The sequence below is a fragment of the Zunongwangia endophytica genome (assembly GCF_030409505.1).
Classification (GTDB): domain Bacteria; phylum Bacteroidota; class Bacteroidia; order Flavobacteriales; family Flavobacteriaceae; genus Zunongwangia; species Zunongwangia endophytica.
In genome coordinates this window covers 915,801-937,101 of record NZ_JAUFPZ010000002.1, presented here as the reverse complement: position 1 = coordinate 937,101, position 21,301 = coordinate 915,801, and the positions used below count along the sequence as shown (strand labels likewise).

Annotated in this window: 22 protein-coding genes; 9 read left to right on the top strand and 13 right to left on the bottom strand. The window is 34.8% G+C overall.

Annotated elements, in window-relative coordinates:
* Window positions 1-46 precede the first annotated feature (46 nt).
* Window positions 47-1,336: a mechanosensitive ion channel family protein gene (locus tag QWY91_RS04235; protein ID WP_290232016.1), complete on the bottom strand. Its 1,290-nt coding sequence runs from the start codon at window positions 1,334-1,336 to the stop codon at window positions 47-49.
* Entirely contained in the window at window positions 1,333-1,620 is a 288-nt protein-coding gene (locus tag QWY91_RS04230; protein WP_290232014.1) for a DUF3817 domain-containing protein, read from the bottom strand. The genes QWY91_RS04235 and QWY91_RS04230 overlap by 4 nt, the downstream gene beginning before the upstream one ends.
* Before the next feature lie 158 nt (window positions 1,621-1,778).
* Between QWY91_RS04230 and galE the strand changes: the two genes are divergently transcribed.
* Window positions 1,779-2,807 (top strand): UDP-glucose 4-epimerase GalE, encoded by a 1,029-nt coding sequence (gene galE / locus QWY91_RS04225; RefSeq protein WP_290232012.1) that lies wholly within the window; start codon window positions 1,779-1,781, stop codon window positions 2,805-2,807.
* Window positions 2,808-2,881: 74 nt separating this feature from the next.
* Here the strand turns inward: galE and QWY91_RS04220 are convergent, their stop codons facing one another.
* From QWY91_RS04220 to QWY91_RS04205, 4 genes are all read right to left on the bottom strand, one after another.
* Complete coding sequence (locus tag QWY91_RS04220; protein ID WP_270064222.1) at window positions 2,882-3,040, bottom strand: YqaE/Pmp3 family membrane protein; 159 nt, start codon at window positions 3,038-3,040, stop codon at window positions 2,882-2,884.
* A 99-nt stretch (window positions 3,041-3,139) separates the two neighbouring features.
* A complete protein-coding gene (locus QWY91_RS04215; RefSeq protein ID WP_290232007.1) occupies window positions 3,140-3,925 on the bottom strand; it encodes a DUF1206 domain-containing protein in 786 nt (261 codons plus the stop codon).
* Between the two features lie 105 nt (window positions 3,926-4,030).
* Window positions 4,031-4,648, bottom strand: a complete 618-nt coding sequence (locus tag QWY91_RS04210; protein WP_290232005.1) for a YqaA family protein — start codon at window positions 4,646-4,648, stop codon at window positions 4,031-4,033.
* Window positions 4,649-4,706: 58 nt separating this feature from the next.
* A complete protein-coding gene (locus QWY91_RS04205; RefSeq protein WP_290232003.1) occupies window positions 4,707-5,099 on the bottom strand; it encodes a hypothetical protein in 393 nt (130 codons plus the stop codon).
* 204 nt (window positions 5,100-5,303) lie between these two features.
* On the opposite strand from QWY91_RS04205, the gene QWY91_RS04200 reads away from it, so the two are divergent.
* The 4 genes from QWY91_RS04200 to QWY91_RS04185 all read left to right on the top strand — a co-directional run bounded on the left by QWY91_RS04200 (window position 5,304) and on the right by QWY91_RS04185 (window position 8,392).
* The gene (locus QWY91_RS04200; RefSeq protein ID WP_290232001.1) at window positions 5,304-6,017 is read left to right on the top strand and encodes an SDR family oxidoreductase; all 714 of its coding nucleotides are present in this window, start codon (window positions 5,304-5,306) and stop codon (window positions 6,015-6,017) included.
* A 90-nt stretch (window positions 6,018-6,107) separates the two neighbouring features.
* Complete coding sequence (locus QWY91_RS04195) at window positions 6,108-6,437, top strand: ArsR/SmtB family transcription factor (RefSeq protein WP_290231999.1); 330 nt, start codon at window positions 6,108-6,110, stop codon at window positions 6,435-6,437.
* Complete coding sequence (locus QWY91_RS04190) at window positions 6,438-7,493, top strand: ArsO family NAD(P)H-dependent flavin-containing monooxygenase (protein ID WP_290231998.1); 1,056 nt, start codon at window positions 6,438-6,440, stop codon at window positions 7,491-7,493.
* Between the two features lie 152 nt (window positions 7,494-7,645).
* The gene (locus tag QWY91_RS04185; RefSeq protein ID WP_290231996.1) at window positions 7,646-8,392 is read left to right on the top strand and encodes an SDR family oxidoreductase; all 747 of its coding nucleotides are present in this window, start codon (window positions 7,646-7,648) and stop codon (window positions 8,390-8,392) included.
* 73 nt (window positions 8,393-8,465) lie between these two features.
* Here the strand turns inward: QWY91_RS04185 and QWY91_RS04180 are convergent, their stop codons facing one another.
* A complete protein-coding gene (locus QWY91_RS04180; RefSeq protein WP_290231994.1) occupies window positions 8,466-9,461 on the bottom strand; it encodes an NADP-dependent oxidoreductase in 996 nt (331 codons plus the stop codon).
* A 196-nt stretch (window positions 9,462-9,657) separates the two neighbouring features.
* On the opposite strand from QWY91_RS04180, the gene QWY91_RS04175 reads away from it, so the two are divergent.
* Window positions 9,658-11,904 (top strand): FUSC family protein, encoded by a 2,247-nt coding sequence (locus QWY91_RS04175; RefSeq protein WP_290231992.1) that lies wholly within the window; start codon window positions 9,658-9,660, stop codon window positions 11,902-11,904.
* Between the two features lie 3 nt (window positions 11,905-11,907).
* Window positions 11,908-12,423 (top strand): DUF6155 family protein, encoded by a 516-nt coding sequence (locus QWY91_RS04170; protein ID WP_290231990.1) that lies wholly within the window; start codon window positions 11,908-11,910, stop codon window positions 12,421-12,423.
* 56 nt (window positions 12,424-12,479) lie between these two features.
* Here QWY91_RS04170 and QWY91_RS04165 read toward each other — a convergent pair whose 3' ends face one another.
* Window positions 12,480-13,610: an AEC family transporter gene (locus tag QWY91_RS04165; RefSeq protein WP_290231988.1), complete on the bottom strand. Its 1,131-nt coding sequence runs from the start codon at window positions 13,608-13,610 to the stop codon at window positions 12,480-12,482.
* Between the two features lie 4 nt (window positions 13,611-13,614).
* Window positions 13,615-14,799 (bottom strand): pyridoxal phosphate-dependent aminotransferase, encoded by a 1,185-nt coding sequence (locus tag QWY91_RS04160; protein ID WP_290231987.1) that lies wholly within the window; start codon window positions 14,797-14,799, stop codon window positions 13,615-13,617.
* 369 nt (window positions 14,800-15,168) lie between these two features.
* Here QWY91_RS04160 and QWY91_RS04155 point away from each other — a divergent pair, with 369 nt between their 5' ends.
* Together QWY91_RS04155 and QWY91_RS04150 are read left to right on the top strand one after the other, a co-directional pair.
* A complete protein-coding gene (locus QWY91_RS04155; protein WP_290231985.1) occupies window positions 15,169-15,741 on the top strand; it encodes a Crp/Fnr family transcriptional regulator in 573 nt (190 codons plus the stop codon).
* Between the two features lie 149 nt (window positions 15,742-15,890).
* Window positions 15,891-16,991 carry an alkene reductase gene (locus QWY91_RS04150; RefSeq protein WP_290231983.1) on the top strand — a complete coding sequence of 367 codons (1,101 nt, stop codon included), beginning with the start codon at window positions 15,891-15,893 and terminating at the stop codon, window positions 16,989-16,991.
* 65 nt (window positions 16,992-17,056) lie between these two features.
* Here QWY91_RS04150 and QWY91_RS04145 read toward each other — a convergent pair whose 3' ends face one another.
* From QWY91_RS04145 to QWY91_RS04130, 4 genes are all read right to left on the bottom strand, one after another.
* Complete coding sequence (locus QWY91_RS04145) at window positions 17,057-17,476, bottom strand: BRCT domain-containing protein (protein ID WP_290231982.1); 420 nt, start codon at window positions 17,474-17,476, stop codon at window positions 17,057-17,059.
* Window positions 17,477-17,680: 204 nt separating this feature from the next.
* Window positions 17,681-18,697: a zinc-binding alcohol dehydrogenase family protein gene (locus QWY91_RS04140; protein ID WP_290231980.1), complete on the bottom strand. Its 1,017-nt coding sequence runs from the start codon at window positions 18,695-18,697 to the stop codon at window positions 17,681-17,683.
* Between the two features lie 57 nt (window positions 18,698-18,754).
* A complete protein-coding gene (locus QWY91_RS04135) occupies window positions 18,755-19,675 on the bottom strand; it encodes an AEC family transporter (protein ID WP_290231978.1) in 921 nt (306 codons plus the stop codon).
* On the bottom strand, window positions 19,662-21,179 hold the full coding sequence (locus QWY91_RS04130; protein WP_290231976.1) for an FAD/NAD(P)-binding protein: 1,518 nt from the start codon (window positions 21,177-21,179) through the stop codon (window positions 19,662-19,664). The genes QWY91_RS04135 and QWY91_RS04130 overlap by 14 nt, the downstream gene beginning before the upstream one ends.
* Window positions 21,180-21,301 lie beyond the last annotated feature (122 nt).

Genomic DNA, 21,301 nt, shown 5'->3' with positions numbered 1-21,301 from the left:
ACAAGCAATTTATACCAAATTGCAGCAGCACTGTGTTTACGTTAGGTTAATTTTTCTCCTGAACGCCATAGAATCTTTTGATGTCATCTCCTGAAGGTGATTCGAATATTTGCAATCCAAAATAGGGCATTGCGGAAATAATATGATCAAAAATATCTGCCGTAATATATTCAAAATTCTCCCATCTCTTGTCTTTACTAAAACATAGGATTTCTATCGGAATCCCTTTATCTGTAGGAGCAAGGTGGCGAACAATAATATATAATTCTTTATGAATAGCTGAATGTTCATTAAGGTAAGAATCGATATATTTTCTAAAAATTCCTAAGTTGGTTTGATTTCTTCCGTTTAAAGGGAGAGAGCGATCAATATTATTTTCTGAATTATACTTATCTATTTCTTCCTGGCGGCTGGAAACATATTTTTTAATAAGAGAAATATTATTGAATTCTTTAAGATCTTCTGAAGTCATAAACTTCACTGAATTCTGTTTGACGTAAACAGCTCTTTTAATTCGACGACCTGGGGATTCCTGCATTCCTCTCCAGTTTTGGAAAGATTCAGAAATTAAACTGTAAGTCGGAATAGTTGTAAAAGTATTATCCCAGTTTTGAACTCTAACGGTAGCCAGACTTATTTCGGTAACATTTCCATCGGCTCCGTATTTATCAAAAGTGATCCAATCACCAATTCTTACAATATCATTTACAGCAACTTGTATCGATGCTACAAATCCTAAAATAGTATCTTTAAAAACTAATAATAGTACCGCCGAGGCCGCACCTAAAGAAATAATGAAGCGTTGAACAGATTCTCCGGTTATTTCAGCAAAAATAAACATTAGTCCAATCACCCAAACCATGATCATAACTACCTGAATGTAGCTATCCACTGGTTTATCATTAAATTGACGTAATGTTTTTAAGTATTTCTTGGAAGTCCTTAGTAAACTTCTACAGATCCAGATACATAAGATGATTACATAAAGATCAAACAGTTTATCAAACAAATATAGAATAGCCGGATAATCTACAAAAACGATAGGAACCAGGTAGTAAAGCAGCATTAAAGGTATGATCTGCCCTACATAATTAGGAAACTTACTTTGAATCAAAAAATCGTCAAAGGTAGTTTTCGTTTTATCGGTAAGCGTCTTAAAAGTCTGAATTACAAATCGCTTAATAAGATAATTTGCTCCTAGAACAACCACTAGAAGAACAAAAATATTTAATAATAGATTTGAATAATGAGCAATTTTATAATTTACTCCGCTTGATAGCAAGAAGTCCTCTAGTAAGCAGGAAAGTTGCTTTACAAGTTCATCCAGTTTGATCATGGTAAATATTTTCTTTCAACGTAAAAAGGACCTAATGGCAGCACCGAACATAGGATAACTATTAATAGTTGCTTGATGTTCCAGTTTAATTTTTCATACATATAATAAGCTCCAAAAACATATAATACGAATAAAATTCCGTGTGCCATTCCTACGATTCTTACCAGAGAAGGCATGTCCCAAATATATTTTAAAGGCATGGCAATTAGTAGCAAAACCAAAAAGGAAATAGCTTCTAATGTGCTTATTATTTTGAAAATCTTAATGGATTTCGTTTTGTCCATGTAAAAATTATTAAAGCTGCAAAGATAAGTTTTTTGATTACGAATTCCTTTCTATTATGAACGATAATTATCTTTAAAATAAAGAAATGATTAAGAAGCTTCCCTAAATTTATTATTCATGATATTTTGCTTATTTTGCAAGTTAATCAACCTAAATTATGAGTGGAAAAATATTAGTAACCGGTGGTTTGGGATTCATTGGATCGCATACTGTGGTTGCTCTTCAGGAAAAAGGATACGATGTGGTTATTATCGATAACCTTTCAAATTCTTCTATAGATGTTTTGGCGGGCATAACCAGAATTACCGGCAAAACACCAGAATTCGAAAAAATAGACCTTAGAGAAAAATCGAGTGTAAAAGATTTTTTCGAAAAACATAACGATATTGATGGAGTAATACATTTTGCAGCTTCCAAAGCTGTTGGTGAAAGTGTGCAAAATCCATTATTATATTACGAAAATAACTTAGCTTCTCTAATTTATATTTTACAGGAATTAAGTAAAAAAGACCGGGCTAATTTTATTTTTAGCTCCTCTTGTACCGTTTACGGGCAGGCCGATGAATTACCGATAAAAGAAGAATCACCTGTTAAAAAGGCCGAGTCGCCTTACGGAAACACCAAGCAAATAGGGGAAGAAATTATTATTGATACATGTAAAGTTGCTGAAAGTCTTAAAGCAATTTCTTTACGCTATTTTAATCCAATTGGTGCTCATAAAACTGCGGAAATAGGAGAATTACCATTAGGAACTCCTCAAAACTTAGTGCCGTTTATCACACAAACTGCTATCGGGAAAAGAGAGCAATTATCTGTTTTCGGAGATGATTATCCTACGGAAGATGGAACATGCATTAGAGATTACATTCACGTAGTTGATTTAGCTGAAGCTCATGTAAGCGCACTTACCAGACTTTTGGAAAACGAAGAAGCTCCAAATTATGAAGTTTTTAATTTAGGAACCGGTAAAGGAAGCTCTGTTTTAGAAGTGGTTCACTCATTCGAACGTTCTACTGGAGAAAAATTGAATTACAAAATAGCTGAGCGTAGAGAAGGAGATGTCGTTGCTGCTTATGCTGATACTACGAAAGCAAACAAAGTATTGGGGTGGAATGCAGACACTAATTTGGACACTTCTTTAGCTAGTGCTTGGAAATGGGAAAAGAAAGTTAGTGAACAGGAATAGATTTTGGTCACATTAGAACATAAAAAAAGTCCGGTCAACACTGACCGGACTTTTTTTATGAAATACTTTCCTATTTATTTAGTTCCATTAACTAAGAAGGCATGAATAACTCCTGGTATCCATCCAATTAGCGTTAGTACGATACTAATCAATAATGTAGTACCCACACCGTGCTTCATATATACAGCTAATGGTGGTAATAAAATGTTTAGAATAATTGTAAGAATAGACATAATTTGATTTTTTTGATTTGGTTATTTTATTAAAGAGCCAATATATGGCAGTTCACTTAAGGAGCTGATACAATTAGCCTTAAATTAACTTAGTTTAACTTAAGCTTTAAATTTTCTATATTTTGCCATCATAAACATGTAAATACCATAACAAACTAAACCTGCTGCCACGGCGCCTAATAAATATTGACCATAAGAAGATTCCTGAATGAAAGAAAAGGCGTCGGTCGTACTTTTAATATCTGAAGTATTAGATTCCATTGCCGCTCTTATAAAGAAATAACCTAAAATAAAGAATATCACACCTCTGGCGATAAGTCCCATAAGACCGGTATTCTTAATCGTTTTTCTTCTTTTTTCTTCTGAAATAGATTTATAATCGAATTTCTGTAAGAAACTTTTTGTGTATGCTTTTTTAATCTGGTTGATTCCGGCACCGATAACCGAAACACCTATAATTGCGAATATGATCACTCCAATTTGTCCAGTCATAAAATCAGGACTTTTGCTACCGCTTCCTCCAGAGCTACCTCCGGCATTTATAACTTTCATTACTGCAGAAACAGCTAAAGCTAGATAAATCACTGCGCTCACTCCAAAAGCGACTCTCTTTATCTTCCCTTTTTTATCACTTCCAATATTTTCTGGGTCTTGAAAAAGTTGAATTCCTCTCCATACAACATAGCATAGAAGCCCGATGGCCATAACTATTAGAATAGCATTTCCATAAGCTTGCTTTTCTAAGAACTCTAAAGCCTGAAATTTTCCTGCTTTTTGGCCACCTTCGCCGAGTGCAGCTAATAATGTAAGTACTCCGGTAATTGTATAAACCGCTCCTTTAGCAACGTATCCAGTACGTGCAATTTTCTTTAATTTTGAATCCATTTATTGAGTTTTAGGTTGGTAAAATCAAAAATACCTCAATAAATATGGGGGATAAAGATATTTAGCACAAGTTTAGTTAGTTATACGCCAAAATGTTATAAAGCGTTAAACCATTTCGAAGATTACAAGCGCATAAAGATAGAAACGAACAAAGCGTAAAAGCCCAAACATAAGATAACTACCAAAAGGGAATCTAATAATTCCGGCAGCGATACTTGTAATAGCAAAAGGAATAGGAAGCAAAGCACCTACAATAATTAAAAAGCCACCCCATTTTCGGGTATTTTTAATGTGTTGTGCAAGTTTAACTTCCATCGCTTCACTTACGCTGGGAATTTTAGTTATTCCGCGTCCTATATAATAGGAAACGATTCCACCTGCATAAGAAGCAACGGCTAAAAAGGAAAGAAATAAAATTGGGCTTGCAGATTTACCCGCCCAAGCAATAAATAATTCAGGAGGGATTAGCCCCAAAATCGATTCGCTGGCAAAAAAGATGCTAAGGATTACTAATGGAGAATAGCTTTCTGTCACCATTACCAAAGTATCCTCTATATCAAGTACAAAATAATCTAAAGCAAATAAAGCACCTATAAATAATGCAATCGGTAAAATAGCTTTTTTTAGACTTTTCCAAACAAAACTATAAAACCCCGTATATTTATAATATTGGTGCATTAAGCGCAGTCTCGATTTTTTTCTAGACTTCGCATCTTTCTTCATCAGCAATCTTTTAGAAATAATTAATCTGGCTTATCAAATATAAACAGAAGAGACTATTCTAATGTTCTTCAGCATATGCTGTAAAAGCCTGGATGTAATCACGTAATTCAATCTCATTAACCCTGTTAGTATGGTCTTCCATTAAAGAGAATAGATACGCAAGACTTTCCTGTCCTGTAATTTCCTCTTCAACACGTACTTCTTGATTTTCCTCATCATCTTCGATAGGATCATCTTCAGGAATAGCGATATTAAAAGATTGGTATTCTTCTACATGCTCAGTAGTAAGTCGAATCACTTTAGCTAACAGTGGCTGTCCTTCTTCGACAACATAATCCCTAAGTTGTTTTAAATCTCCAATCAACGTATTAGTGATTATACCGTTACGCATTAAATCACGCTGAATTTTATTCAGCAGCTTTTGAGCTTTTATGTTTTCTAAAGGTTTCAAAATATAAGTGTATTTATTTGTAGTAGTAAGAAATCTAGTTTTTGCAAAAATACTTTTTTATGCTAGTTCTGAAACTATTTAACACCTAAATTAATAAAGGTTTTAGATTTAAAATTAACAATTAATTACCAGTAATAATTTCACAAGGCCTAGCTACTTTGTTAGATTTAATTTTAAGTGAATTTATAAATAAAAAAATATACTATGAGTGCTTTAAAAGGAAAAGTTGCATTTATAACCGGTGGAAGTAAAGGTATAGGTTACGGAGTAGCCGAAGCTTTATTAAATCAGGGCTTTAAAGTAGCTATAACCAGTAGAACATTAGAGTCTGCACAGGATGCTGCGAAAGAATTAGAAAGCAAAGGAGAAATTATTGGTCTGGAAGCAGATGTTAGAAGTTACGAAAGTCAGCAAAAAGCTGTAAAAGCTGCGGTAGATAAATTTGGTAAATTAGATTTATTAGTTGCCAATGCAGGCGTAGGGAAATTCAATTCTATCGAAGATATGACTCCGGAAGAATGGAATGCAACCATAGAAACAAATCTTACCGGTGTATTTTACAGCGTAAAATCTACTTTAGAAGAATTAGTGAAAACTGAAGGTTACGTAATTAGTATTTCTAGTCTTGCAGGAACAAATTACTTTGCGGGCGGCGCGGCCTATAACGCTAGTAAATTTGGGTTGACCGGATTTTCACAAGCGATAATGCTAGATCTTAGACAAAAAGGTGTAAAAGTAAGTACGATCATGCCAGGATCTGTGGCTACTCATTTTAATGGACATACGCCAAGCGACGAAGATGCATGGAAAATACAGAAAGAAGATATTGGTGAATTAGTGGTAGATTTAATGAAAATGAATCCTAGAACCTTACCTAGTAAAATCGAAGTTCGACCATCTAAGCCACCAAAAAAGTAATTTATTATTGAAATTGCATAGAAAAGCCACATGATCTTGTGGCTTTTTTTGAACTCATATTTATCGTAATATTGCAATTAAAATTCATCTATGGGCATTACAAAATCCGAAATTTTTAGTGAAAGTCAGAATAAAATAGCTTCGATGGCTAAAGTTTTGGGTCATCCGGCTAGAATTGCGATTCTTCAGCAAATTATTAAATCTAAAAGTTGTATTTGTGGTGATCTGGTTTCAGAAATTGGTCTCGCACAACCTACAATATCGCAACATCTTAGAGAATTAAAGAATATCGGGATCATAAAAGGAGATATTGAAGGAACACGCGTTTGCTATTGCATAGATGAAGAAAAATGGAACGAGATTCGTGATTTATTGGGTGCATTTTTTCAGCAGGAAATCTGCGGAAAGGATTGTTGCTAAATGGTTTATGATGTTATAATTATTGGCGGTGGCCAAAGCGGATTAACCTGTGCTTATTATCTTAGAAGAACTTCGCTGAAATACCTCATCCTTGATTCCAACAAAGAATGCGGTGGATCCTGGGCAAAGAACTGGGAGAATTTGGACCTATTTTCAGCTGCTAAGCATAGTTCGCTTCCCGGTTGGCTAATGCCTAAGACTAAAAGGGAATATCCTACCAAAGAAGAGGCAATTAATTATTTATGCGCGTATGAAAAACGTTACGACTTCCCGATTAAAAGAGGAATTAAAATTCAGAATATAGAAAAAGAGAAAGATTTATTTCTTCTGAATAGCAAAGATCAAAATTTCAGTGCAAAATGCATTATCTCAGCCACAGGAACACAATCAAAACCAATTATCCCAACTATTAGTGGAACAAATAAGTTTAGAGGATTACAATTTCATTCTTCAGAATATCATAAAGCCGAAAATTTCAGCAATAAAAAAGTATTAGTAGTAGGAGAGGGGAATAGCGGCGCTCAAATCTTAGCGCAACTTTCAAAAGTCACTACAACCAGATGGGCAGTAAAGAATAAACCTGAATTTTTACCAGATGATATAGATGGAAAAGAGCTGTTCGATCAGGCTTCTGCAAAATATAGAGCTAAAAAAGAAGGAAAAGAATATAAACCGAAAAACTACAATATTGGCAGTATTGTCATGGTTTCGCAGGTTAAAGAAGCTCGGGATCGCGGAGTTTATAATGACTTCAACTATATTGAAGCGATTACTAAAAATGGTGTAAAATGGCAGGATGGTAAGGAAGAAAATTTTGACGCCATAATTTGGTGCACCGGTTTTGGATACGCTACAGACTATTTAAAAAATTTGGTTGAAATTGACCAATATGGAAAGATAAGAACCGATTACACTTCAGCACAAGATATATCAGGATTATGGTTGGTAGGTTTTGGCCAATGGACGGGATTCGCATCTGCAACCTTAATTGGCGTTGGAAGATCGGCAAGAAAAACAGTTTCAGAAATAGAAGCTTTTTTAAGCAAAAGTAATTAATAAGTCTCGAGAGATATTACTTTTATATACTTCAACAAGTTTAAAATCCTTAACATGATGCTGTTTTAGCCGTTAAATATCCGCTAAATGAGGTTTCTATTTTGCTCTGGAATAATCTTGATAGTATATTCAGAAAAAAATAAAAAACTGTTATGAGTATTAAGGGAAAAACAATCATTATTACTGGAGCTTCAAGCGGAATTGGCGAAGCAACTGCAAAAAAACTATCTAAAGAAGGTGCTAACGTGGTAATTAGTGCCAGAAGAGAAGATCGTCTTAAGTCTTTAAAAGAAGCGATCGAAAAAGAAGGCGGTAAGGCTTTAGTGGTAACTGCAGACGTTACTAAAAAAGAAGATTTCGAAAATGTTGCAAAATTGGCAAAAGCGGAATTTGGAAGTATTGATGCGTTAATTAACAATGCTGGTTTAATGCCATTATCTTACGTGAAAAATTTACATACCGATGAGTGGAATACTATGGTAGATGTAAATATTAAAGGCGTATTAAACGGTGTGGCAGCAGTACTACCAACTATGAAAGAGCAGAAGTCTGGACATATTGTAAATATTTCTTCTTCAGCAGGGAACAAAATTTATCCTGGTGGAGCTATTTATTGCGCTACAAAAGCGGCAGTAAAAATGTTTACTGAAGGATTAAGAATGGAATTAGCTCCAAACTTCGGAATTAAAGCAACTTCTATCGAACCTGGTGCTGTAGATACAGAGTTGACAGACACTATCACCGATGATGAAATTAAGGAAGACTTTGTTTCTAGCCTTAACGATTTAACTCCGTTGGAATCTGAAGATATTGCTGAAGCAATTTACTATGCACTTTCGCAACCAGGAAGAGCAAATATTAATGAAGTTTACGTGATGCCAACAGAGCAACCACAATAATTTCTAGTTAAAAAACTTCACAAAAAAACCGCTGACCAAAATCAGCGGTTTTTTATTATCTTAATTTATAAGATTAAACTTTAACGAGCATTTTACCGGTATTTTTACCTTCAAATATTTCGATAAATGCTTTTGGTACATTATCGAAACCTTCTCGTTTCGTTTCATCAAACTTCAACTTATCATCAGCAAGCCAGCTTCCTAATTGCTTGATAGCATCCTGAAATTGATCTGCATGATCACGAACTATAAAACCTTGCATTAAAGCACGTTTTTTTACCATAATACCTTCTAAACGCATTCCTTTAGGTACTTCTTCTTTATTGTAAATTGAAATAGCACCACAATTTATAATACGAGCAAAATCATTAATATTTTGCATTGCAGCATCTAGAATATCGCCACCAACATTATCAAAATAAACATCGACACCATCTGGACAGGCTTTTGCGATATCTTCCTTAATATTTTCTGTCGTTTTATAATTGATCCCGGCATCAAAGCCAAATTTGGATTTTATATGATCAATTTTTTCATCAGTTCCGGCGATACCTACAACACGACAACCTTTAATTTTTCCTATTTGCCCAACAACACTTCCTACAGCTCCAGCAGCACCAGATACCAATAGTGTTTCTCCTTCTTTAAGCTTTCCGATAGTTTCTAAAGCTAAATAAGCAGTTAAACCAGTTAAGCCAAGAATTCCTAAATACGCTGAAAGTGGTACATCTTTATTGGTGATTTTGTTTAAACCTTCACCGGTATGTTTCTGGATTTCTTTCCAATCTAACATTCCGCTTACGTGATCTCCTTTTTCAAAATCATTAGATTTAGATTCGATCACCTCAGCTACAACCATCGAAGCTAATGGCTCATCAATTTTAAAAGGAGGAATATAAGAATCTTCATCTCGCATTCTTCCTCTTAAATATGGATCTACAGAAATATATTTCGATTCCAAAAGAATCTCACCTTCTCCAATTTCAGGTTTGTCTTCCGTTTTAAATTCGAAGTTTTTCTCTTCTGGTTTTCCGGAAGGTCTTTCCTTTAATGTGATTACTTTACTCATAACTTATTTTTTTATGAAATTAATTTAATCTAAAACCATCACCAAAATGCCCGTCATAATTTATCCTTAATACTATATTTGATAATTCAGTAAAATCATATTACAAAGCATTGGTTTAGCTTCGCTTTAACATTTGCAAATCTTAAATTGATAACTTTGCATCTAAAGCAATAAACACTTAATCTAACTAAGCGCATTGAATAAACGACTATCCTATTATTGGCATTCTATTTTAAGATTTTTACGCAGCACAGATTTCACGAAAGCTTTAATTCTTACGCTAAGTATTGGATCGTCGATCGGGATTTTTAATGCATTAGGTTTATCCAATATCGGTGTGCCTATGGCCGTAGGTTGTTTGCTTACAGCACCAAGTGATACTATAGGAACTTTAAAACATAAAATTGTGGGGGTTGTTGCAGCAGCAATTCTTGCCGGTGTTACATCTTTAGTTCTTGGATTTGCTTCAGTAAATATCTATCTAACTTTACCGATTTTGGGAATTGTTGTTTTTGCAATTTCCTACCTCGCCATTTATGGCTTTAGAGCATCCATGGTAGCTTTTGCAGGCTTAATGGCAGTCGTTCTTAGTTTTGCGAATGTAGATACTTCGATGCCGTTGTGGCAACACTGCTTGTTAATTTCAGCTGGTGGTTTTTGGTATTTAACGCTTAGTCTTATTTGGCATTATCTTAATCCTAAACATGAAACGGAACAACTTTTAGGACAATGTCTGGAACTTACAGGAGAATATTTGCAGGTGCGCTCTAAATTGCTATTAGAGGTAAAAGAGCGAGATAATTATCAGAGAAGACTATTTGACCTTCAAAATGAATTAAATCAAAAACATGAGAGTTTAAGGGAAATTCTAATTAGCTCGAGAAAGATTTCAGGGAATTCTAATTATACAAGAAAGCGACTTTTAATTTTTATTGAGTTAATCGATATTTTAGAATTAGGCATGGCTAATCCTGTAAATTACGAGCGTATGGATGCGCTTTTTAAAGAGGATAAAAAGTACCTGAAAATGTTTAGTGATGTTACCCACTATTTTGGGGAGCAATTAGTAGAAATTTCTAAATCTATTGAAAATAAAAGACCGGTACCCGAGAATCTAATTTCAGATTATATTGAAAAGAACCGTGAATTGGTTAATCAATACAGACAGAGTATTGATATTTCTGAAAAGCGGGAGCATATTTTAATGCTTCGGAATTTGTTTGATTATCAAGAGCGCCAGTCACATAAAATCAATACTATTTTTGGTGTAATTAATAACCTGAAGATGGGGAACAACATCTTCATGAAGCAAAAAGAGGCTTTAAAATTTATAACACCTCAGGAATATTCTTCTAAAATTTTAGTTGAGAATTTCAATTTTGGCTCTCCAATTTTTAGGCACGCGCTTCGACTAGCAATCATTGTTTTAGTTGGGTTTTCGATTGGTGCTTTTTTCTCCATTCAAAATGCATATTGGATTCTTTTAACCATTGTTGTTATAATGCGCCCTAATTACGGACTCACAAAATCCAGAACAAAAGAGCGGATTATTGGGACATTAATTGGTGGTGCTATTGCTGTTGGGATCGTATTCATCACTCAAAATGTCTATGTTTATGGCGTACTTGGATTGCTGTCCTTAACATTGGCCTTTTCTTTAATTCAGCGTAACTATAGAACCGCTGCCGTTTTCATTACCTTAAGTATCATTTTTATATATGCGTTAATGAAGCCTGATGTATTGGAGGTAATACAGTTCAGAATCATAGACACCATGGTAGGAGCTGTATTGGCAGCTTTAGGTAATCTTCTATTATGGCCCGCCTGGGAAGCTGAAAATATTCGAAACATTATCGCAACTAGTATTTCAGCAAATCGAAATTACTTTGTTGAGATCGATAAATTTTATCACAGTAAAGGAGATTTACCAACGAGCTATAAATTATCCAGAAAAAAAGCATTTCTAGAAATGGGTAATTTGAGTACTGCTTTTCAACGAATGACGCAAGAACCTAAATCTAAGCAAAAAGACTTAGGTTTAATTTATCGATTGGTAAGTTTAAACCAAACTTTTTTATCGGCATTAGCTTCCATGGGAACCTACATAAGAAACCACAATACAACTGATGCATCAGAGCATTTTGAAGTTTTTGTGAAACAAATTCTGCACAGTTTGGATAATGCTGAAGAAGGTTTAATTGAACAGGGAGAGCAAAAGAAAACCAATGTTAGCTTACTGAAGGAAGCAAAATCAAGATTGGATGAAAAATACGATGATTTAGTAAAAATAAGAAATCAGGAAATTGCTGAAGGGAAAGAGTTAGCAGATCACGATATGCGTTTACAGCTTCAGGAAGCGCAACTTATTACCAATCAGCTTCAATGGCTTTTAGATATTTCAAAAAATATCCGAAAAACTGTCTATAAAACGACTTCGATCTAAATTATGAGCAAAAGAGCATTAAAAAAGTACTTAAAAGAGCTGGATAAGGAAGATCTGGAAGAACAAATCATGGATCTTTATGAGCGTTTAGATGAAGTAAAAGTATTTTACAATTTTGTCTTTAATCCCAACGAGCGCAAGCTTATTGAAAATGCGAAAGTTAAGATAGGGAAGGAGTATTTTCCCGAGAACCGGCGAAAGCGACCAAAAGCCCGTAGATCGATTGCTCAAAAACTGATCAAACACTTTAAAAAATTAGGTGTAGATCCCATAAAAACGGCAGATTTGATGCTGTATAATATTGAAATTGCCCAGACTTTTGCCGAGGATCGTTCTAAGATTAAAGACGCCTTTTATAAATCGATGTTCAAGTCTTATGAAGAAGCGGTGAAGTTTATTTTGCAAAATGGATTAGCTACCGATTTTGAATCTCGCATTATTAAAATAGCATTGCATACTGAAACTCAAGATTGGCCGAATTCCTATTTATTTTTAAAAGTTTCTTCCCAATTCGATTAAAAAAAGGTAGCCAAAAACTGACTACCTTTCGCTCAAATTGATTGGTTGGTTAAACTTCAAGAGCTTTTGTTAGTTGAGATTTCTAATTCGGTATTTATAACTTCAGCTTTTTCAATATTAGTTGTTTTCTTCTGTAATAGTAGTGGTAATCCAAATCCGGCGGCACTTAAGACCGCTCCTAAAAGGAAAATAGCTGTTGGTTCAGCAAAAAGTTTTCCACTCGATAAAATACCCAAAATTAATAAGGTTGAAAGCGGAAACGATAAAGCCAAGACGCTTACAGCAAAATTTGAATTAAAGGTTTTTCGCTCTCCATCTCGCTCAGCTGCATCAACGGCAGAAATATGAGCAAAAGGCCAAAAACTACAAGCACTTAGACCAAAAGAAAGCATTAACAATACTTCATTTTCAATAGCAATTCCGGCGATACTTACTAATAATCCAATGGCTAAAACCACGAATCCTGCCCGTAGCATCAACATTCCCAAAATCTGTAATAACTGATCCTTTTTAATATTTACAGCCAATCCAATATACAGTAACACTAAAGGCGTCATTAATAAACTTAATCTACTTAAGGTTTCACTTGCAAAAAATGGAAGCGAATTCAAATTAAAACCAAACCCAACAAGTAATAGTGCAGCAGCTATAAATAAATTTACTGGTTCAGAAATCATTGCAATACTCAAGGATTTTAATTTTGCTTTTCCCGATTGTGCTTTCTTCTGTTGTACTTTATAATGCCAGTTCATAGCTACAACATAAAGGATCATAAGTACACAAACTTTATTCCCAAGATCGGCCATTGCTGCTTTGGCTAAATAAGCATCTCCAAGATACTCCAGCACAAAAGGGAAACATGATAATCCCGGAGCTAAAGAAGGAATTAGCATTTTTGCGGTTCGGTAATTTGGCGTTTCTTTTTCTATACCTAAAATTGGTAATAATAGCGGAAAAATAAAAAATAGCAATGCATTTAAAATCAAAGCCAAAAGCGGTAATAAAAGAAGATCTGCTTTAACTTCTATTCCTAAAAGTGCTATAAAAATTGTCGCTGGTAAGGCAAGATTCAGGATTATTTTTTTAATACCAACAACTTCAGCTTTGGTACTAAATTTCATTTTTAAAAGTAATCCTATAGCAATAAAAAGAATAAAAGTTATGGTTTTTTGTAGGCTTACATCCATATAACTAGACTAGAATTTCATCAATTGCTTCAGTAAAATATTTCATCTCTTTCATGGTTCCCATACTTACACGGCACCAATCCTGATCCCAAAATTTAAAAGCACGAACGACAACCTTCTTCTCGTAAATTTTTTCCAGAAATTCATCGCCATCCATAGCTATAGGAAAAATCACAAAGTTGGTACTAGAAGGCATATAATCCATACCACGTCCCTCAAGATACGATGTTGTAAAATTTCTAGCTTCTTCAATTTTGGCTTTACAATCGGTAAGGTAAGCTTCGTCTTTCATACTTGCTGAAGCAGCTTCAATACTAGGGCCAGTTAATCCCATCCCGCCTCGAGTAATCTCATTCATTTCTTCTAAAGACTCTTTGTTTCCTAACATATATCCGACACGAAGCCCGGCCATACCATGAATTTTAGAAAAAGTTCTGGCTACAAAAATATCATAACCTTCTGCAACCAACGGCGCCATGCTCGAGCTGAGTCCGCCAGGAGAAAGTTCTATATATGCTTCGTCAATAAATACCGGTACTTCTTTAGAAACTCGCTTGCAAAAATCTTTAAGATCTTCGGTATCGGTCATAGTAGCCGTTGGATTGTTAGGATTGGTGATATAGACAAGTTTGGTGTCTTTATCAATAGCCGCTTCCATAGCTTTGAGATCATGCTGATAATCCTCGGTAAGTTTAACCGCTTTCCAATTTCCGCCTGCAGCTTTTGCAACGCTAACCAGTGACATATAACTTGGATCTGCACTAACTACATTTCCGCCATGCTGAAATTTTACAATAGCCGTTTTTTCTAATAAATCTGAGGATCCCGGCCCCATCATCACGTTAGCTGGTTCGACACCTTCGTATTCGGCAATTTGCTTAACCAATGCTCCTAAAGCACCCCAAGAATAATGATTCCCCTCTGTAACTGCTTTTTGGAAAGCTTCCGCAGCCAATTTAGAAGGACCGTGCGGATTTTCATTCCAAACCAATCTTGCCTTTACTGTTTTAAGATCTGGAAATCGGGGAGGAGTATATTCGTCGAACGAGTTACTATAATTGTATAAAAATTTGTTGTTTTCTGCATTTGCATCAGAAACGGCTTTGGCCAAAAGATCTGCCGGTGCTACTGCAGCTGCTCCCATCGCAAGCGCGCCTCTTTTTAGCCATTCTCTTCTGTTAAGACTCATAATTGGTGGTATTTATGTTATATTTTAAAGTTAGAAATTAACACAACATTAAGCAATGGTAATACCTTAAAAATGAATACTATAAATTCCTAATTTCAAAAAATATTAATGGAAATTTAAGATTTGTAAAAATTCGGCAGATTTGATTAAAATGAGCCAGATTTTTAATGCGTCGTTCATTGTATTTTTGATTTAAATGAAATCAAATTTGTTCTCAGGTTGATTTTGGATAATTAAGACATGATTTATAGGCATTACTACTACTTATTGTTGGAGGAATGTCTATTTAATTATTACATTGAAAATTATTTAAGAAAGTTTAATAGGTCGCTCACGACTATATCCAAAAAATTATTCAAACTGAGTTCTATGAATCAACCAATTCTTGATCATGTTTCTAAAATTATTGATCTTACTGAAGAAGAAAAAGCCGAATTTTTAAGCATTCTGACTCCTGTGAAGCATGCTAAAAAGGATCTTTTAATAAGGGATGGAGAATTTGTACATCATAATTATTTTGTAGTTAAAGGATGTTTGCGAGCCTTCTATCGCGATGATTTCGAGAATGAAGCAAATCTGCAATTTGCAATGGAAGATTGGTGGATTAGCGATTATGAAGCTTTACTAGAAGGTAATCCCGCAAGGTTGAATGTAGAATGTCTTGAAGACTGCGAATTAGTGGCGATCCATAGAGATGCCCAAGAAGAACTCTATAGACGTATCCCTAAATTTGAACGATTTTTTAGAATTAAAGTCACTAACTCCTTTATAGCCTTACGTTGCAGAATTATGTCTAGTCTTCAAAAAAGCAGTAAAGAGCGTTATTTAGAATTTTACGATCGTTTTCCAGAATTAGAAAATAGAATTGCGAATTACCATGTCGCTAACTATTTAGGCATTAAACCCGAAAGTTTAAGTAGAATTAGGAAAGAGCTCATCTAGCTTAACAGTATTTAACAGCTTTCGCTAACATAGGTCAATGTACTCTTATTAGAAGATCGCTTAGATTTGTACTGAAAAAGGGATTAAAATTGCTATTTAAGTTCCGGCATATCGATGATTGCCGGAATTTTTGTAAAAAAGAAAGAACGATGAGTAAACAACCACTATTAGAAGAATATAATCTGAATGGCTTAAAATTACCAAACCGTGTGGTAATGGCGCCCATGACGCGTACTCGCGCTGATAATGATGAAAACGCACCGCGTGAAGAATATGAAGCTGAATATTATGCACAGCGCGCTTCAGCAGGTCTAATTATAACTGAAGGATCTCCAATTAACGATAAAGCGATTGGATATATAAATGTTCCGGGGATTTATAAACCTGCACAAATTGAAGGATGGAAAAAAGTAACCCATAAAGTGCATCAGGAAAACGGTCGAATATTTATCCAATTATGGCATGTAGGAAGGATGTCTCATCCAGATTTTCATAATGGAGAAAAACCATTAGCACCATCTGCTATCAATCCAGATGCGCAGGCTTTTACTGCAGACGGTTTTAAAGATACCGTTACTCCTAAGGAAATGACTATTGATGAAATTAAGCAAACCATAGAAGATTTTAAAACAGCAGCAAAAAATGCAATGGATGCAGGTTTTGACGGTGTAGAAATTCATTCTTCTAATGGATACTTATTGCATCAGTTTTTTAATGCGACCTCTAATACCAGAACAGATGAATACGGCGGAACTATAGAAAAGCGTGCTAAAATTCTTTTGGAAGTAATTGAGGCGATTAAAGAAGTAATGCCAGAACAAAAAATTGGATTGCGTTTAAATCCATCTCTAGATGGATTATTCGGGATGACATTGGATAAAGAAACGATTCCTACTTTCGATTATATCGTAAACAAATTAAACGAATATGATCTGTCTTATGTGCATTTATCTGAGCCTTTCACAGATGTTTCTGATAATGAGTTCGCGGTTACTGAAATTGCGAAACATTACAGACCATTATATAAAGGTACTTTAATTATTAACGCAGGTTTCGATCAGGAATCAGGAAATGATGTTATTGAAAAAGGAAATGCAGATTTGGTTGCCTACGGAAAACCATATGTTTCGAATCCTGATTTAGTGGAAAGATTTGAAAAAGATGTAGCACTTACCGATTGGGATAAAGATACTTTTTATACAACAGGAAAAGAAGGCTATTTAGATTATCCAATTAAGGCTAGAGATTAATTATAGACCTATTTTAATACTAAAAATCCCAGCAAATTGCTGGGATTTTTTTATTGCATGATTTTTTAGATTTTAACCTTGACGGTTGCTCGTTGCATAGATCTCAGTTTGCTTTTCAATTTGAAATGGGGCGCATTGCAAAGTGCAAGAAAGGAATCTTCGCTATAAATTTTGGTACCGAAAGACTTAGCTTCTTCAATAACGAAATCATCAGGATTTTTACCTGTGATCAAAATCCCCGTTTTAGTAGACATTTTGTGCTGCATTTCTACATTAAATCGCTTCAATATTTTTTTAATTTTAGAATAATCTTCGTTCAATTTTCCATCGATCAAAACTTTTTGTCCCTCAAATTCTTCAGCTAAAGTTTTAATTCTTCTCTTTTTTGATTGTTTATCGTCATCAGACAAATGCTGAATCACTAAAAATGAGATCAATAGAAAAATTAATACATAAGTTGCAATAATGATGGTTTCGGTTGTCATAGCATTATGGTTTAGTGTTCTTTTTTCAATTGAAATTCAGAATGGAAATACTTTGGATTGCTAAGCTGAATTACCCTTTATAAAGAGCGAAATTTATGCTAGAACAGTCGTTTAAGAATTATTTAACCTAAGTTTTAGAAAGCAAAAAAGGGATTCCGTTACTGAAATCCCTTTATTAATTATCGAATGTTGATTCCTAAATTATCAAATATAACTGATCACATTTTTACCAATCGATTTTCCGCTTTCCTGAAATTCATGAACTTCTCTAAACACATCGGTGTCCAGTCCTTCATAAGTTTTGTAGGCTGTAGATTTTAAACTTCCTTCTTCAAATAAAAGTCGTAGTTCTTCTAAGATTTTATGCTGAGCGATCATGTCTTCAGTTTTAAAAAGAGAACGGGTAAACATAAATTCCCAGTGAAAAGAGGCACTCTTATTTTTCAGTTTGTTTAAATCTAGCGGATCTTTATTTTCTACGATCGAACAAATTTGACCTTGTGGTTTGATTAATTTAGCCATCGCATCCCAGTGCATATCGGTATCAGAAAAATTCAGAATATAATCAACTTCAGTAATATTCGCTGATTCCATTTCTTGGGTAAGTTCATGATGATTAACGATAACATCTGCTCCTAGCTTTTTGCACCAATTGCTAGTTTCTTCACGAGATGCGGTAGCGATCACTTCGATATTGGTCAACTTTTTAGCAATTTGTATAGCGATAGATCCAACACCGCCAGCGCCGCCTATAATCAATAATTTCTTACCGCTTTCTCCATTTTTCCTTAAGCGCAAACGATCAAAAATAGCTTCCCAGGCAGTAAGAGACGTTAATGGCATCGCAGACGCTTCAGCAAAAGACAAATTAGAAGGTTTGTGTCCTGCAATTCGAGAATCTATCAACTGAAATTCAGCATTACAACCGGGTCTATCGTATTCGCCCGAATAGTAAACTTCGTCTCCAACTTTAAAATTAGAAACTTCGTTTCCTACCGCCTCAACAATACCGGCTGCATCCCAACCAAGAATCTTAGGTTCATCCAATTCTTCATCTTTAGCCGCATTTTGGCGGACTTTATAATCTACCGGATTTACAGAAACAGCGTGTATTTTAACCAAAAGATCATGATCTTCTGGCATTGGTTTTTCAGTTTCAAATGCGATAAAACAATTTTTATCTGATGTCGGTAAAGACTTTGTTATTCCTATAGCTTTCATAATTTTTTATTGAAAATTAAAACAAGAATTATGCTTCTCCAAAACTTTGACGTTTCTTTAATTTCCGCCAAATATCATCGCTCCTAATGGCACTAGAACTAGCGATAATATCATCGAAAAAACGATAAGCAAAGCCGATTGCTTTTCTTGCGATTTTAAAAACGAAGCAAATACTGCGAGATTGGCAGCGATAGGGAAGAGACCAATCAACGCCATGATGCGACGTTCTTTTTGTTCAAGCCCATCAATAAGCCAATATTCCAATCCTATTAATCCTGCGGTAATTACGATTGCCGCAATGGCTCTTACACCAAGAACTTTAGAATAATATTTCCAGTCTAAAGACTTAAACTCGATATTGGTTAAATTCATCCCTATAATTAGCATTCCCATTACTGAAACTACAGTTCCCATAACTTCAACTACGGGTTTCACAACTTCAGGTGTTTCTACTTTAAAACCTTTTAGGACTAACGCTAAAATAATGATGTAAATAAATGGAATCTTAAGTACTTCAATAATAGCTTGTTTTGTCCCGAATTTGGATTTTGCTACCTGAATATACCCTACAATATTTCCGTAAAGCGCGGTACCTACATAAATACAGACTAAGGTGGTTACGGCTTCTTCACCAAAAAGCGACTTTACGGTTGGAATTCCGAAGAAAGCCACGTTAAAATAGGAGAAGCCACTTTTTAGAATATTAATATCCCCAGATTTGTCCAGCCACTTGTCTACCAGCATAGCGGGGAAAATCATTAAAAAAGCCAATAAAAAAGAAATACTGGCTAAAATCAATAAATTGGAGAATTCTGCATTTAAAACATGATCTATTACCAGAATTGGTAAAAGAACAAAAAGCAACGGTTTATGGATCCATGCTTTAGGAATCCATTCTTTTTTGCTTATAAAATAGCCTACAGGAATGCAGCATAAGTAGGGTAATAAACTTGAATATAAAGATTTAAATGTGTCCATTCGTGGTTGTTTTGAATATGATTTCTGAGGCCAAGCGAGCAATTGTTCGTACGTTAAACCAAACGGCATTAACATCCATCAACATCCCGTTTACAAGATGTCCAACGCCATAAATATGATCTCCGTCAGCTTCAGACATACATTGCATCGTATGTGTATTAATTACTGCACCACCAATCGGATGTGGTTTTAGGTATTTTTTCTCTAGTAGGTTTTGCACAAGTACATTATCCATCTCTTCTAATCTTCCTGCACTTCCCGTAGCATTTACCAGTTTATCAACTTCAAAAACGCCATCTTTTCCTGTAGCAATTTTAAAACAGTTTTTATCTTCTAAAAATTCCACTTTATTATTTTGTGGAATAATTTCCAGTTTGCCCTCTTTTAAAAGTTTAGCCAACCTCTTGGCATTGTAGAGTGGAATGGCGTGCCTGGTGATCGTCCAGTGTCTACCTAGCCATTTCGTAAATAAAATTTGTTCGTGTAAACTCATCCAACTCCAAATAGTTGAAGTATCGTAGCGCATAGAATACGCCATATTAGATAATAAATCACCTCCTTTTTCGGCTACTTCAATATCATATTCCAATAGCGGTAATGGATCTTTAGAATGGCGATTAAAAGATTTCCAATCCAATGATTTCCCTTCTGCTGCTTCGACATCTTTTATAAATAGTCGAAACAATTCTTTTGCTCGTGGTGTATGTCCTTTATCTCGCTTTAATTTATGAAGATTTGCGAGAGTTAGATATTTACGTTCAAAACCTTTGTCTTCATCGGGTTGTACTCTGGGAAGCATTCCATCTGGAGAAAACATGGTAATTTTACCTTCGTGGCCATTATCGACCAAAGTCATTACCGTATCGATAGCACTAAGACTACTTCCTAAAACACCAACATGATCGTTCTTATTCGTTTTTTCTAACAAACGTTTTGTTGGCCAGGGAAAATCAATATAATTTGAATTTTCCTTAAATTGTGTAAATATGTTTGGTTTTGGAGTTCCCGGCGCAAGCAAAACTTCGTCAACTTCAACTGTATTTTCACTACTTAGATGAATAAGCAGTTTTTCGTTTTCAAGTTTGTCAATATTATAAGCCTCATCCTTAATCCGCTCTACACTAACATTATTCTTTTTCGCTTTTTCGATGGTTTCGTCTAATTGCTGCGAAACATAATGCCCGTATAGCAATCGGCTGGTATACGCATTGTCTTCATCACTCTCACTCTTTACATCATCTCTATACTTTCTGCCATTTTCCTTTAACCATTCCGCAAAATGTGCCGGTTCGTTGGCATATATTCCCATCAGGTCGGCTTGTGTATTTAGAATGTGGCTACGTTGTTTAGAACCAAAGGCTAAACCGTAGCCTGCTTTTTCTTTACGTTCTATAAGTACGAAGGAAATCTGATCTTGTAATTTGGCTGTGATACTTTGGATAATTAGCTCGATAAGAGCAGCAGATCCACAAGCACCGCCACCAATAATGGCGATTTTTTTCATCTGTAACATTTAGGTTTTCGGTAATTTAAAGAATCGTAGAGAAGGACTAAAATTATTAACTTTATTTAAGGTATGCTTGAAGTTTATTAGCATTTCAAAAACAACATCAGCATTTTAGAAAG